This window comes from Bradyrhizobium sp. (assembly GCF_016462955.1).
Classification (GTDB): Bacteria; Pseudomonadota; Alphaproteobacteria; order Rhizobiales; family Xanthobacteraceae; genus Bradyrhizobium.
The window spans coordinates 8,350-21,364 of sequence record NZ_JAEMSD010000043.1; the positions used below are offsets into that span (position 1 = coordinate 8,350).

At 66.2% G+C, this 13,015-nt stretch carries 14 protein-coding genes; 9 read left to right on the forward strand and 5 right to left on the reverse strand.

What is annotated here, in order from left to right; genetic code table 11:
* The coding region (locus JHD07_RS07420) for an adenylate/guanylate cyclase domain-containing protein (RefSeq protein ID WP_291620539.1) at positions 1–235 on the forward strand (235 nt) is incomplete at its 5' end.
* Positions 236–355: 120 nt separating this feature from the next.
* Entirely contained in the window at positions 356–1,270 is a 915-nt protein-coding gene (locus tag JHD07_RS07425; RefSeq protein ID WP_291620541.1) for a PhzF family phenazine biosynthesis protein, read from the forward strand.
* 124 nt (positions 1,271–1,394) lie between these two features.
* Here the strand turns inward: JHD07_RS07425 and JHD07_RS07430 are convergent, their stop codons facing one another.
* Positions 1,395–1,856, reverse strand: coding sequence for a DUF488 family protein (locus tag JHD07_RS07430; RefSeq protein WP_291620543.1), 462 nt, complete (start codon positions 1,854–1,856; stop codon positions 1,395–1,397).
* Positions 1,857–1,865: 9 nt separating this feature from the next.
* Complete coding sequence (locus tag JHD07_RS07435; protein WP_291620545.1) at positions 1,866–2,702, reverse strand: DUF72 domain-containing protein; 837 nt, start codon at positions 2,700–2,702, stop codon at positions 1,866–1,868.
* Positions 2,703–2,800: 98 nt separating this feature from the next.
* Between JHD07_RS07435 and JHD07_RS07440 the strand changes: the two genes are divergently transcribed.
* The 4 genes from JHD07_RS07440 (at position 2,801) to JHD07_RS07455 (ending at position 6,329) form a co-directional block, all read left to right on the forward strand.
* Positions 2,801–3,178 (forward strand): hypothetical protein, encoded by a 378-nt coding sequence (locus tag JHD07_RS07440; RefSeq protein ID WP_291620547.1) that lies wholly within the window; start codon positions 2,801–2,803, stop codon positions 3,176–3,178.
* A gap of 70 nt (positions 3,179–3,248) precedes the next feature.
* Positions 3,249–3,452, forward strand: coding sequence for a hypothetical protein (locus JHD07_RS07445; RefSeq protein ID WP_291620550.1), 204 nt, complete (start codon positions 3,249–3,251; stop codon positions 3,450–3,452).
* 240 nt (positions 3,453–3,692) lie between these two features.
* Positions 3,693–4,820: a glycosyltransferase family 2 protein gene (locus JHD07_RS07450; RefSeq protein ID WP_291620553.1), complete on the forward strand. Its 1,128-nt coding sequence runs from the start codon at positions 3,693–3,695 to the stop codon at positions 4,818–4,820.
* Between the two features lie 6 nt (positions 4,821–4,826).
* Positions 4,827–6,329, forward strand: coding sequence for a glycosyltransferase family 39 protein (locus JHD07_RS07455; RefSeq protein WP_291620555.1), 1,503 nt, complete (start codon positions 4,827–4,829; stop codon positions 6,327–6,329).
* A gap of 120 nt (positions 6,330–6,449) precedes the next feature.
* On the opposite strand, the gene JHD07_RS07460 is transcribed toward JHD07_RS07455, so the two are convergent.
* Positions 6,450–8,339, reverse strand: coding sequence for an adenylate/guanylate cyclase domain-containing protein (locus JHD07_RS07460; protein WP_291620557.1), 1,890 nt, complete (start codon positions 8,337–8,339; stop codon positions 6,450–6,452).
* A gap of 88 nt (positions 8,340–8,427) precedes the next feature.
* Positions 8,428–8,952: a FecR family protein gene (locus tag JHD07_RS07465; protein WP_291620559.1), complete on the reverse strand. Its 525-nt coding sequence runs from the start codon at positions 8,950–8,952 to the stop codon at positions 8,428–8,430.
* Between the two features lie 655 nt (positions 8,953–9,607).
* Between JHD07_RS07465 and JHD07_RS07470 the strand changes: the two genes are divergently transcribed.
* Positions 9,608–10,696, forward strand: a complete 1,089-nt coding sequence (locus JHD07_RS07470; RefSeq protein WP_291620561.1) for a DUF2778 domain-containing protein — start codon at positions 9,608–9,610, stop codon at positions 10,694–10,696.
* Between the two features lie 102 nt (positions 10,697–10,798).
* On the opposite strand, the gene JHD07_RS07475 is transcribed toward JHD07_RS07470, so the two are convergent.
* Positions 10,799–11,392 (reverse strand): cysteine hydrolase family protein, encoded by a 594-nt coding sequence (locus JHD07_RS07475; RefSeq protein ID WP_291620563.1) that lies wholly within the window; start codon positions 11,390–11,392, stop codon positions 10,799–10,801.
* Between the two features lie 130 nt (positions 11,393–11,522).
* Here JHD07_RS07475 and JHD07_RS07480 point away from each other — a divergent pair, with 130 nt between their 5' ends.
* Both JHD07_RS07480 and lepB read left to right on the forward strand, forming a co-directional pair.
* Positions 11,523–12,362, forward strand: a complete 840-nt coding sequence (locus JHD07_RS07480; RefSeq protein WP_291620565.1) for a LysR family transcriptional regulator — start codon at positions 11,523–11,525, stop codon at positions 12,360–12,362.
* A gap of 127 nt (positions 12,363–12,489) precedes the next feature.
* A partial coding sequence (lepB, locus tag JHD07_RS07485; protein ID WP_291620567.1) for a signal peptidase I occupies positions 12,490–13,015 on the forward strand: 526 nt, incomplete at its 3' end.

Below are 13,015 nucleotides of genomic sequence, written 5' to 3' on the forward strand. Positions count from 1 at the left end.
TGAGGTTGTCGCCGGCAACATCGGCTCGCCCCGGCGCAAGGAATATACGGTCATCGGCGACACCGTGAACTTCGCCTCGCGGCTGGAGGCGCTTAACAAGGAGTTCGGCTCGCAGCTGCTGATCTCCGCGACGGTGCGCGAGGCGCTGGGCGATGACGGCAGCGATGCCGTCGCGCTCGGAGAGGTCACCGTGCGCGGCTACGAGCAGAAGGTACCGGTGTTTCAACTGGGATGACGCATCGCCATTGATTGCTCCGATTGCACTCAATTTTGGGGCATGACGGGCGATATTTTCGCCTTGTAGAATGCTGCGCGATGCGGCCGGCCGTGGCCGCGATTGCATGAGGAAGTGACGATGCAGCGCCGCTACATCACCGTCGATGTGTTCACCGACCGCGCCTTCGGCGGCAACCAGCTCGCCGTGGTGCTCGATGCCGGCGGGCTGACGACGCAGCAGATGCAGGCGATCGCCACCGAGTTCAATTATTCCGAGACGACCTTCGTGCTGCCGCCGCGCGACAAGGCGAACGACGCCGAGGTGCGCATCTTCACGCCGGTCCGGGAGCTGCCGTTTGCGGGCCATCCCAATGTCGGCACGGCCTTCGTGCTGGCGGGAATCGCGAAAGAGCCGAAGCCGCGGTTGCTGTTCGAGGAGAAGGCGGGTCTGGTTCCGGTCGATATCGTGCGGGAGCAGGGCAGGGTGATCAGCGCTGAGCTCACCGCGCCCCAGCAACTGGCGAGGCTTGCGCAGCTGTCCGCAGCCGACGTCGCCGCCTGCATTTCGCTGGCGGCGGATGACATCAAGATCGATCATCATGCGCCGCAAGTCGTCGGCGTCGGAACGCCGTTCGTGGTGGCGGAGGTGGGATCGCGCGAAGCCGTACGCAGGGCCAAGCCGGACGCAGCAGCGTTTGGCCGGATGCTGCCGCGCGACGGCGCTTTCTCGGTCTACTTCTACACGCGCGACGTGCCGGCCGCGGAGGCGCCCTGCGAGCGCCAGGCGCGGATGTTCTTTCCCGGCGCAAGCGGCCTGATCGAAGATCCCGCCACCGGCAGCGCGACGGTCGCCGCCGCCGCGCTGTTCGCCGATCTCGATCCCAGGCCCGACGGCGAATTGAAGCTCACCATCGGCCAGGGCTTTGACATGGGCCGCCCGAGCATGCTTCTCACCCGCGTGCACAAGCAGGACGGCAAGATCGTGTCCGCCCATGTCGGCGGGCAATGCGTGCAGATGATGGAGGGGACGTTCCGGCTGGCGGGGGAGGGCTGAGCCCTCTCAACTCGTCATTCCAAGGCAGCGCGAAGCGGTGAGCCCGGAATCCATTTGTCCGCCGACACTGCCGCTCGATAGATTCCGGGCTCGCGCTACGCGCGCCCCGGAATGACGGGTGTAGCTACACCTGCCGCCCCGCTAAATTCCTCACCGTCACCCCATCGCGGTCCTCGATGATCTCCGCGATCATCTGGCGGTGGCAATGGGTGTGGTCGCGCTCGTAGCACAATAGGCAAACCGGGCCGGCCTTCTTCACGAGCGACGAGAGCTCATCCATCGCTTCCCGCGCCTCGGGCGCCTTCAGGTGCTTTGAGAAGATCTTTTCCAGCACGTCGTATTGACCGCTGCGCGCGGCGAGCCGGCCCTCTTTCGGCGTGCCGAGCGCGGCGAGATGGACGTAAGCGATGCCACGCTCGTCCAGGCCTGCGGAAAGCTGCTTCTTGGAAAAGCCGGGCCGGCGCGATGATGTGACCGCGCGCACGTCGACCACGAGCTTGACGCCGGCCTGTTCCAGCTCGTCCAGCACGGCCTTCGGCGGTGTCTGCTCATAGCCGATCGTGAAGAGCTTCTTCGCCTTTGCCATGGACCACCGTCAGCTCACGCGCGCGATCAATTCCATGGCGCCGTGAGGCGCGCGCACCTTGCCCTCGTGGATGACGTAGGCGAACACGTCGCGCGGCGCCTTCTTCGGCTTCGCCTTGTCAACTTTCGGCAAATCGTCGGGTTCACCGCCCGAAGCCCAATCCTTGAAGCGCTCGGCCCAGGCATCGAGCTGCTTCGGCGGGTAGCAGGTCTTGATCTCGTCGTTGCCCTTCTGCAGCCTTGCATAGACGAAATCACCGGCGACGTCGGCGATCGCCGGGTATTTGCCGTGCTCTGCGAACACCACGGGCGTCTCGAACTCGCGGATCAGCGCCACGAAATCCGGCGTGCAGAAGCTGTCGTGGCGGACCTCGACGACATGGCGCAGTGCGCGCCCCTCGAGCTTGCGCGGCAGCAGCTCCAGGAACTTGCCGAAATCGGCGCCGTCGAACTTCTTGGTCGGCGCGAACTGCCACAGCACCGGCCCGAGATGGTCGCCGAGTTCCAGCACGCCGGAATCATAGAACCGCTTGATGGAATCGCCGGCCTCCGCGAGCACGCGGCGGTTGGTGGCAAAGCGCGGCCCTTTCACCGAGAACACGAAGCCTTGCGGCACCTCGCTTGCCCATTTGCGGAAGCTCTCCGGCTTCTGCGAGCCGTAATAAGTGCCGTTGATTTCGATCGAGGTCAGCTTCGAGGCGGCATAGGACAGCTCCTTCGCCTGCGCCAGCTTCTCCGGATAGAACACGCCGCGCCAGGGCTCGAAGGTCCAGCCGCCGATGCCGATGAAGATGTTGCCGGATTTTTTTGACGCAGTTTTTGCTTTGGCCACGGGAAGATCTCGCATCGACGGGAAGGATCTCATCCTAGTCAAACCAGATGGGATTGGCCAGTTGTCCGGTCCGGTCTAAGCTCGCGCCGAGGCCCGCGGACAAGGAGAACAAGATGCGGAGGCTTTTGGTGGGAGTCGCACTCGTCATGATGTCATCTGCTGCCATGACATCGTCCGCCCTGGCGGATGACGACGACGACAGTGCGCAGAAGCTCGCCAAACAGGGCCGCGACGATTACTGGCGTTGCCTTTCGCGGGAATATTCGCGCGACAGCAATCAGGGGCGATCGGAGCAGGACTTTGGCCGTTCGGTCGCGAGCGCCTGTCCCTCGGAGCGGCAACATTACCGGGTGGCGCTGCTCGACTATCTCACGACGCAATATCCTGACATCGATGCCGGCGCCCATCTCGCGACCGCGAACAGGGCGGTGGAGGCGGCGCAGAAGGACATCGTGACCGCCTTCGTCAAGCGTAGGCCGCCGGTGAAGTAGGAGTAGGCCTTCCTGCTCTGCGCTCATCCGTGGTATCACCGGGCGCATCTGGAAGAGGGATGGGTGTTCCATGGCGTCCGAGTCGGTGGGAGGCGTTTTGGGCGCGATCGTTGCCGCGATCGTGCTCGCAGTTGCCGTGTTGTTCGGGCCGATCGGCCAGTACGGCAAGCCGCCCAAGCCGGCAAAGGTCGAGCCGGCGCCGGCTGCGGCCCCGGCGGTCCCCGCCGCGCCCGCGCCGCGTGGCCCGATCATCCGGGAAGTGCCCAACCAATAGGGCACAAAATGCGAGCTCCGCCCCTTGCGGAGTGCTTTCGTCGTCCCCATCTAGCTTGTAACGGCGACGTTGAGCGAACAACTCCGGCGCTGGGACGACCTTGGAATAGCTTGGGCTTGCGCCGGATGTACGCGCGGTCCGCCGTTCCGGGGTCGTTGGCATTTTAGGGCCCCTTTTGGGGCGTTTCCCTCAGACCTCCCGGCTTGGCAGCGCAGGATGCGGCAGATATACGCTGCCGTCATGAATGAAGCGATCAGACCGGGCGTCGGCAATCAGGCCCAAGAGGGGCCGGAACTGTCGGTTATCGTCCCGACCTTCAACGAGCGCGACAACGTCACGGTGCTGTATCGGCGGCTGGAGGCGACGCTCGCCAACGTCGTTTGGGAGGTCGTGTTCGTCGACGACAACTCGCCCGACGGCACCTGGGACGTGGTGCGCGCGCTGGCCCAGCGCGACAGCCGCGTGCGCTGTGTCCGCCGTATCGGCCGGCGCGGCCTGTCCGGTGCGTGCATCGAGGGCATTCTGGCCTCGAGCGCTCCCTATGTGGCGGTGATCGACGCCGACCTCCAGCACGACGAGACGCAGCTGCCGAAGATGCTGCTCTTGCTCGCAAGCGACCAAGCCGATCTCGTGGTCGGCAGCCGCTACATCGAGGGCTACACGAGCGAAGGCTTCAACAAGCAGCGTGCCGGCGCCAGTGCGCTGGCGACCGAAGTCGCGAGGAAGATGCTGCGGGTCGAGATCGCCGACCCCATGAGTGGCTTCTTCATGATTCGCCGCGACCGGTTCGAGCAGCTCGCGCCCAAACTCTCCGTGCACGGCTTCAAGATCCTGCTCGACATCGTCGCGAGCGCGCATGGCGGCTTGCGGGCGGTCGAGATTCCCTACACCTTCGGCGCCCGCCAGCACGGCGAGAGCAAGCTCGATTCCATGGTCGCGCTCGACTTCCTCGGTCTCGTCTTCGCCAAGCTGACCAACGACGTCGTCTCGCTGCGCTTCATCCTGTTCGCCATGGTCGGCGGCATCGGCCTCGTGGTGCATCTCGCCACGCTGTTCATCGCGCTTCGCCTGTTCAACGCGCCGTTCGCGGAAGCGCAGGCCGCCGGTGCCATCGTCGCCATGACCAGCAACTTCATCCTCAACAATTTCCTGACCTATCGCGACCAGCGGCTGAAGGGCTTTGCGCTGCTGCGCGGCCTGATCGCGTTCTACATCGTGTGCAGCGTCGGCCTGCTCGCCAATGTCGGCGTCGCCTTCTCGGTGTACGATCAGGAGCCGATCTGGTGGCTGGCCGGCATGGCCGGCGCGCTGATGGGCGTGGTGTGGAACTACGCGATGTCGGGCCTGTTCGTCTGGCGCAAGAAATAGCGCGACATGGCCGGAGCTGACGCGCGGATCGTCCGCAACACCACATTGGTGATTGTTGCGCTGGTGGCTTTGCGGCTGGTGGCGGCCGCCTTCACGCCGATTACCTTCGACGAAGCCTATTACTGGATGTGGTCGAAGAACCTGGCCGGCGGCTATTACGACCATCCGCCGATGGTGGCGTATGTCATCCGGGCCGGCACCTTGATCGCGGGCGATACCGAGCTCGGCGTTCGCCTGGTCTCAATCCTGCTGGCGCTGCCGATGAGCTATGCGGTCTATCGCTCTGCCGCGATCCTGTTCGGCGGGGTGCGCGTGGCTGCGACCAGCGCCATCCTGCTCAACGCGACGCTGCTGGCCTCGGTCGGCACGCTGATCGTGACGCCAGATGCGCCGCTGCTGGTCGCTTCCAGCTTCGTGCTGTGGTTCCTCGCCAAGGTGCTGGAGACCGGCCGTGGCGCCTGGTGGCTCGCCGTCGGCGCTGCCGTCGGCGCTGCGCTGCTGTCGAAATACACGGCGATGTTCTTTGGCGCCGCGATCCTGATCTGGCTCGCTTGCGTGCCGAAGCTGCGACGCTGGTTCCTCTCGCCCTGGCCCTACCTCGGCGGCCTGGTGGCGCTGGCGCTGTTCTCGCCCGTGATCCTCTGGAATGCGGACCACCAATGGGTCTCGTTCGCAAAGCAGCTCGGCCGTGCCAGGATCGAGGACTTCCGGCCGGTCTTCATCGCCGAGCTGATCCCGACCCAGATCGCGTTCGCAACCCCGCTGGTCTTCATCCTCGGCGCGATGGGATTGCACGCGCTGACCTGGCAGCGCACGGGCGCGCTGGCCTCGCGCGTGCTGATCGCGACGATGTTCTGGACCATCGTCGCCTATTTCGTCTGGCATTCCTTGCATGCCCGGGTCGAGGCCAACTGGTTCGCCCCGGTCTACCCGCCCTTCGTCGTGGCCGCGGGTGCCGCAGCCAACATCGCACAGTGGAAGCCGCGCCAGCGGCGCCTCGTGGACTTCTGCCTGCGCTGGGCCGCGCCTGTGGGCATCCTGATGTTTGCGGCCTTGATCGTCCAGGCCAACACCGGCTGGCTTTCGGGCTACCGCCGCGACGCCACGGTGCGCAGCGTCGGTGTCGGCTGGCGCGAGCTCGCCGCGGAGATCGAAGCGGTGCGCGCGCGCGTCGGTGCGAGCTGTGTGCTTGCGCAGGATTACGGGACCACCGGCTGGCTCGCCTTCTATCTGCCGCCGGGCACCTGCGTCGTGCAGCAAAGCCAGCGCATCCGCTGGGTCAACATGCCCGAGCCGGATCCCGCGCTGCTCGCCGGCAAGCTGCTCTATGTCGACGAGTTGCGCGCAGGGGGGCGTCCCGCCCTTAACGAGCTCTTTGCGAAGGTGACAGAGGTCGCGCAATTGCAGCGCAAGCGCGGGCCGCTCGTGATCGAGACCTACGGTATCGATCTGCTCGAAGGCGCCAGGGGCGAGGTGCTCGATCGCTCGCCACCGCCGGAAGCGCGGTAGGGCCTAGAGCGGAATGGCTTCAAGTCGAACCGATCGCCGCGGGCTTGGTGCAACCTCTCCCGCTTGCGGGAGAGGGAGCGCAGCTCCGTCTTTCAGCGATCGAGCCTCGCTTCATCGCGCTCAGCCAATAATCTCGGCCTTGGTCGCAACCTGGCCCCGGTCGCCCCGGTCGCGCCAGAACCAAACGGTCACGATGCCGGAGCGGCCGCGGACCTGGGCGAGCAGGGGGCCGGACAGGACGCCGTCGGGAGCGCCCTGGAAGTCGGCGGCATCCAGCAGCGTATCGCTCAGCGCGAGCCGCGCATCGTTCTGGGCGGCAACCTCCATCAGCCGGCTCGCGACGTTGACGGTGTCGCCGGTCGCGGTGATGTGGTGATGGCTTTCGCCGAGCCGGGATGCGACGATCTCACCGCAATGCGCGCCGATCTTGAAGCCGAGCTGTCCTGCGATCGCCGGCGGTAGCGAGGCGATCCAGCGTTCGGCCCCGCGATGCAGGTCGATCGCGCATTTCAGCGCACGCGTCGCATCATCGGGCATGGCGCGCGGAAGCCCGAACAGGATCATGGCGCCATCGCCGAGAAAGCCGGTGATCATGCCGCCGCAATCGACCGCAGTCTTGTCGATCAGTGCATGAAATCCCTTCAGGAGATCCCTGAGTTCGTCCGGATCGGTCCGCTCGCTCAGGCCGGTGAAACCCGAGAGGTCGATGAAGACCACGGCGGCATCCTGCCGGACGGGCTTCGACAGGAAGTTCGGGTCGCGTGCCAGCCACTCCTGTACCGCCGGCGCCTGGAATTGTGCGAGCGACCTGCTCTTGGCCGCGAAATATTGCGTGCGGCGGCTTCCGGCCCACAGCTGTATGCCGGCAAAGACGGCGACCGGCGGCACCGCCGCGACGAGCGTGGTCGCAGCGTTCAGCCAGACCCCGTGCGTGAACGCGAACAGATTGAGCCCGGCCCAGGCCGTCATCACTGCGGCGGCCGCGATGATGCCGAGCGCGCTCCGCCGCCAGGCGAGCAGGCCGACCAGCAGCATCGGCAGCAGGACCGCGATGAGCGCATCGGCAATGCGGACCCTGCGGTCGCGCAGGACGCCGTCGCCGGCGACGAGATGCGTGATCGCGGTCGAGATCACCTCGACGCCGGGCATCAGCGAGTCGAACGGCGTGGGAAAGAAGTCGCCGCCTCCGGCGACCGAGGCGCCGATCACGACGATCCGGTTCTCGATCGCGGCGCGGTCGAGCGTGCCGTCGAAGATGCTCTGCGCGCTGACGGTGCGGATCGTCCGGCGCGGGCCGTAATAGGTGATCGGCAGCGCGAAGTCGCTGTCGGTCGGCACCACGCGTTCGCCCAGTCTCAGATGGTCGGGCGCGACCGTCAGCGGCTCGTCGAGCGCACGGGCGGCGACGCGCAACGGAAACGACAGCTCGACCTTGTCGCGGGTCCGGAACAGCATCGGCACCGAGAGCGGCGACCCGGATTGTCCTGTCGCGACGTTGACGACGCCGACCTCGGCGTGATCGGCGAACGCCGGCAGGGGCTGCAGGAAGCGTTCGGCCTGCGGCAGAACGGCGAGGGGACCTTCGCTCTCCGGCGTCACGGTGTCGCTGTCGGAGGGGAAGATCGCCGCCGCGGCGAGCACCATGGGCCCGGTGGCGAGCGTGTTGGCCAGCGTGGCATCGCCGATCGCAGCGCTGCGGTCGACCAGCAGGAGATCGATGCCAATGACCTTCGGCTTGAACTGGACGATGGTGTCGACGACGCGGGCGAGGTCGGAGCGCGGCAACGGATAGCTGCCGCCGCGCTTCACCACGGTGTCGTCGATCGCGACGATGGTGACGAGATCGGGTGGGCGCTGCACGCCGCGGATCTGCGTCCGCCAGTCCGTCAGCGTGGCTTCGAGGCGGTCGAGAAAGCGCAAACGGCCGTTGGCGTGCGCGGCATAGATGCCCGCGCCCCACAGCGCGGTGAGGACCAAAGCCACCAGGATCTGAACGCGTCGCCTACGCATGCGGTGTCTAGCACTCGTCTGTTGCCAAAATTTCGTGTGCCGTGCCTCGTCGGCCGGGTCTCATTGCCGAAGCCTGATCGCCCGAGCCTTATTGCCCGAGCCTTGCCATCAGCGCGTCGACGCGCGGCTGGCCCCACGTCTTGACGGTCAACGGGCCGGTCGGCTCGACATCGACGCCTTCGCCGGGTCCGAGCACGACGCCGCGTCCACGGGCCCTGCGGGTCACGCCGACCCGGCCGTCGGCGACGAACACGGAGGTCTTGGCGTCAGCGGCGTCGACCGCCCATTTCGTGCCGCGCACTGCGGCAATCGCTTGCGGCGTCAGCACCTTGAAGGGGGTGCGCCGCGACTTCCTGGGCACTTCGACCAGCAGGGCTTTGCTGCTCAACTCCACGGAGTCTATATGTCCGTCGCGGTTGGCGTCCTTTAGTTCAAATCTGGCGCCATTTTCCGCAACGATCGTGATGCCGTTGTCACAGCGCCAGACCTGGGTGCCCGCGGCCGCCAGCGATGCCATGCAGCCGCTATTGGCAGCCGGCTGTGCGCTCGCAAGACCGATCGAAAATGATGACCACACCAGGGCGCAAAGCCCAGCGCGCGAAAAGCCCCTCATGCCAGCCTCCGTTCAAAGTGCTCGGCACCGTCCAAGGCGAAGCGATACGGTGCCGTATCACAAGCAGAGGCTGCTGAAAAGTGCCGAGGTACGGAGCTACTTTCTCGTGGCGGCGATTTCCAGACCGGCGCGATCAACTTTCTATCACGGCGCCGTGGCGCGAGACCGCTCTGTGCGCGACGTGTGACGTGGACGGCCGCGCTGCGGCTTGAGCGAATGAGGGGGCAGCGCCAGCCCCGCGCAATGCTTCCCCGTTATCGTCCGGGTCTCGAAGGCCACGAAAAGGACTTGGTTGGATGGCCTTGAGGGACCGCCCAAGGCATCCGCCGAGGGCGCCGAGCCGGCCGCGAAAGATGGTTAACAGATACTGCTAAGTCCGTAATTCTGCGGCCTTTTTCCCAAAATGAGACAGCGTTAATGGGTTGCCTCATATCGGCCTGAACTTAATCCGCATTTAACTAAAAGTCGCCTTAATGACGCTCCGACCCTCTGCGAGATGCTGTTCCCGGATCGTGACCAGCGGCACTTTGAAGGGGGACCGAGTGACACCGTCCTGGACGCAAGGCGAATGAGTACGAGTATCGCTGCGCAAAGTAACGCGGCACGGAAGTCCAAAAATTTCTCGAAACGCAATTCGCGGAAATCTTCTCCGAGAATGACCATGACCAATTGGCTCGGCGCCGCCGCGATCGGCTGCGTCGTGGTGGGTGCTGGCTGGACCATCCACAGCAACATCTTCGGCGCGAGCGTCTATCCGACCGTCGGCAGCATCGGCTACGACGAGCCGGTGATCAGGCGCCCAGCCAAGATGGTGCTGCGTGAGGCCGGCGAGGCCATCAAGGAGACCTTCGCCCTGCTGCCCGATCGGCTCCAGGTCGCCGCCCCGATCTCGCGCGAGATGTTCAACGAGCGTTTTGCAGCGGCTGCCACGCAGGGCGTGCCATCGAATGCGGCGAGCGCTGCGCCAGCGACCGAGATGGCTGCCGTCCCGGAGACCTCGAAGGAGGCTTCGAAGCAGGGCGTGATTGCCAAGGTCGCCGACGCGCTGAGGCCTGCCCCGAAGACCAATGACAGGTCTGCCGACAAGGCCAGGCGCGCAGCGGAGGGCCAGGTCCAGCTGGCCTCGGCCGATCCGGCCCAGATCGTGCCGGCGCCCGAGGCGAAGCCGAAGTCGTTTGCCGATCGCGCCAAGGCGGCCGTGATGTCGATCACCACGCCGCGCCAGTCGATGGTGGAGAAGCTCTGGGGCAAGCGTGAGCCGTCCGGCGGGCTCCTGGCCTACGCCTCTGCCGACGCCAGCATCACCGCATCCATCGCGCCGAAGGAGCAGAACCCGATGTTCGGCGGCGCGCCGCCCTACGAGCGGGACACTGCGGTCTACGATATTGCCGCCAAGATGGTGTATCTGCCCGACGGCACCCGGCTCGAGGCGCATTCCGGCCTCGGCGCCAACCGCGACGATCCGGACTCCCGTCGCCTGCGCATGCGCGGCGTGACGCCTCCGCACATCTACACGCTGAAGCCGCGCGAGGCGCTGTTTCACGGTGTGCCGGCGCTGCGCCTGACCCCGGTCGGTGGCGAGAGCGCGATCTACGGCCGCGACGGCCTGCTCGCCCATACCTATATGCTCGGGCCGAACGGCGATTCCAACGGCTGCGTGTCGTTCAAGGACTATTATGCCTTCCTCGACGCCTACCGTAACAAGGGCATCCGCAAGCTGGCGGTGCTGGCGCGGGTGGACTGAGGCGCGATCGCGCCCCGCACCGCTTGCCGGCCGCGCCTGCATGCGTTCGAGGTCGGCCGTCAAGGACGGCCAAGGCGCGATGTCAATTCTTGCAGAGCGCCGTCAAACCAGTGCGTCGGTGCGCGCGATGATGGCGAAGCGGTCCGACAATTCAGCCAGCGCAACCTCGTGAACGGTCCTGGCGGCGAGCGCGCCGCCGCGTCCATCGGGAAGATCGCGCGTGGCGCAGGCATCGGCCGCGATCGTCGTGCGCAGGCCGAGGTCGAGCGCGGCGCGGGCGGTGGAAGACACACACATGTGCGTCATGAACCCGGCCAGCACGATGTTCGTGCGTCCGGTGGCAGCAAGCCGGGCCTGCAGGTCGGTGCCGGCGAACGCGTTCGGCAACCCCTTCTCGATCACCGGCTCGCTCGCGCGCGGCGTCAGGCGTTCGACGATGGCCCCGCGCGGCGCCTCGCGGTCGAACAGGCCGCCGGCGCGGCCCTTGTGTGCGACATGGAAGACTGCGGCGCCGCTCTCCCGTGCCCGCGCCAGCAGGCGAGCAGCCGCCGCGATCGCCGCCTGCGCATCGGGCAGGGCCAGCGGGCCGGCGCAATACTCGTTCTGGATGTCGATCAACACGAGGCAGGCCTCGTTGAGCTTCGGCGGATCGAGATTGGCGCCGGCGAGTTCGAGCAGGGTCTTTGGAGCGGTCATGCTGGTCAGGCCTTCCACGGCTGTGGGATGGCGCGACACTAGCGCAGCCGAGGCCTGCCATTGTGCAGGACTATTGCAGCTTGCGGCTGCGAATTTGCAGGTATCTGCACCTGCTGCTAGGCTTTCACCCATGAACTGGGACGATCTGCGCATCATCGCCGCGGTGAGGGACGAGGGCACCTATGCCGGCGCCAGCGCGCGGCTGCGCATCGACGAGACCACCGTCGGCCGCCGGCTGGCGCGCATCCAGCGCGATCTCGGCGTGCCGCTGTTCGATGCCGTGGACGGCTTGCGGCGGCCGACGCGCCATTGCGAGGCGGTGCTCGAACATGTCGGCGCGATGGCGGCGCATGCCGCGGCGATCGATCGCATCAAGGAGAGCCAGGCGGGCCCGGTCGGGCGCCTGCGCATCGCCTCGACCAATGCGGTCGCCGAAGAGCTGCTGGCCCCGCATGCGAGCAGCTTCCTGCGCGCTCATCCGGGGCTGACGCTGCAATTCCTCACCGCGAGCGGCAACGTGAAATTCTCGCGCTGGCAGGCCGACCTCGCCATCCGCCTGCGCAAGCCGGAGAAGGGCGACTTCACGATCTCCAAGCTCGGCGACGTCAGACTCTACTTCTTCGAGCCGGCGGACCGCAGCAGTGGCGAGCCGGTCGCCTGCGTCTCTCCGGACGAGCTCGACACGATTCCGGAAGCGCAGTTTCTGCGTTCCATGCGCCTGACCAACGCGCGCTGCGTCACCGACAACACCCGCATCATCAGCAGCATGATCCGGTCGCATAAGGCCGTCGGCGTGCTGCCCGAGCACAGCTGCGCAGCCCTGCTCGCAGACCGCAGCCTGCGCGCCACCCTGCTGCCGAAGCGCCGCGACGTCTGGCTTCTGGTGCAGAACCACCTCAAGCGCGATCCGGCGACCCGCGTGACCATCGACTGGGTGAGGGCGTGCTTCAACGACGTCCCGAAAGCCTGACCGTCGGCGACGGCCGAGGCCGCCGCAATGAACGCAGTTTGCACGACGTGCGACCAAGACCACGAGCGGGGATTGCGCGCGCGCCAGGGTTGCGTAATCTCATGACGAGACTCGACGAGGCAAGCCTATGGCGACTCTTTCCGAAACGATCCGGCCCTCGCGGGCACAATCGCGGGAATGGAAGGCGATCGTCGTCCTGATCCTCATGATCCCGGTGCTGTGGTCGCCGATGATCCTGTTTCGTTTCGTCCTCTATCAGCCGTTCAACATTCCATCCGGCTCGATGACGCCGACGCTCATGGTCGGCGATTACGTCTTCGCCGCGAAATATGCCTATGGGTATGGCCGCTATTCCCTTCCTTTCGCCTCGTCCGTCATCTCGGGCCGTATCCTCGCCGCCGATCCCGAATACGGGGATATCGTGGTGTTTCGGTCGCCGAAGGACAATTCGACCGACTACGTCAAGCGCGTCGTCGGGCTGCCAGGGGACCGCATCCAGATGCGGCAGGGCCGGCTCATCCTCAACGACCGCCCGGTGACCCGCGTCGCCCTGGAGGCGACGCCTGCCGGCGAGGCCTGCGGCGTGGACGACGGCAAGGCCGTCAAGCGATGGCGCGAGACGCTGCCGAGCGGCGCGAGCTACGTGACGTATG

Coding starts and splice junctions, on each gene's coding strand:
- JHD07_RS07425 (WP_291620541.1), top strand. CDS start 356: ATGCAGCGCCGCTACATCACCGTCGATGTGTTCACCGACCGCGCCTTC.
- JHD07_RS07430 (WP_291620543.1), bottom strand. CDS start 1,856: ATGGCAAAGGCGAAGAAGCTCTTCACGATCGGCTATGAGCAGACACCG.
- JHD07_RS07435 (WP_291620545.1), bottom strand. CDS start 2,702: ATGCGAGATCTTCCCGTGGCCAAAGCAAAAACTGCGTCAAAAAAATCC.
- JHD07_RS07440 (WP_291620547.1), top strand. CDS start 2,801: ATGCGGAGGCTTTTGGTGGGAGTCGCACTCGTCATGATGTCATCTGCT.
- JHD07_RS07445 (WP_291620550.1), top strand. CDS start 3,249: ATGGCGTCCGAGTCGGTGGGAGGCGTTTTGGGCGCGATCGTTGCCGCG.
- JHD07_RS07450 (WP_291620553.1), top strand. CDS start 3,693: ATGAATGAAGCGATCAGACCGGGCGTCGGCAATCAGGCCCAAGAGGGG.
- JHD07_RS07455 (WP_291620555.1), top strand. CDS start 4,827: ATGGCCGGAGCTGACGCGCGGATCGTCCGCAACACCACATTGGTGATT.
- JHD07_RS07460 (WP_291620557.1), bottom strand. CDS start 8,339: ATGCGTAGGCGACGCGTTCAGATCCTGGTGGCTTTGGTCCTCACCGCG.
- JHD07_RS07465 (WP_291620559.1), bottom strand. CDS start 8,952: ATGAGGGGCTTTTCGCGCGCTGGGCTTTGCGCCCTGGTGTGGTCATCA.
- JHD07_RS07470 (WP_291620561.1), top strand. CDS start 9,608: ATGACCATGACCAATTGGCTCGGCGCCGCCGCGATCGGCTGCGTCGTG.
- JHD07_RS07475 (WP_291620563.1), bottom strand. CDS start 11,392: ATGACCGCTCCAAAGACCCTGCTCGAACTCGCCGGCGCCAATCTCGAT.
- JHD07_RS07480 (WP_291620565.1), top strand. CDS start 11,523: ATGAACTGGGACGATCTGCGCATCATCGCCGCGGTGAGGGACGAGGGC.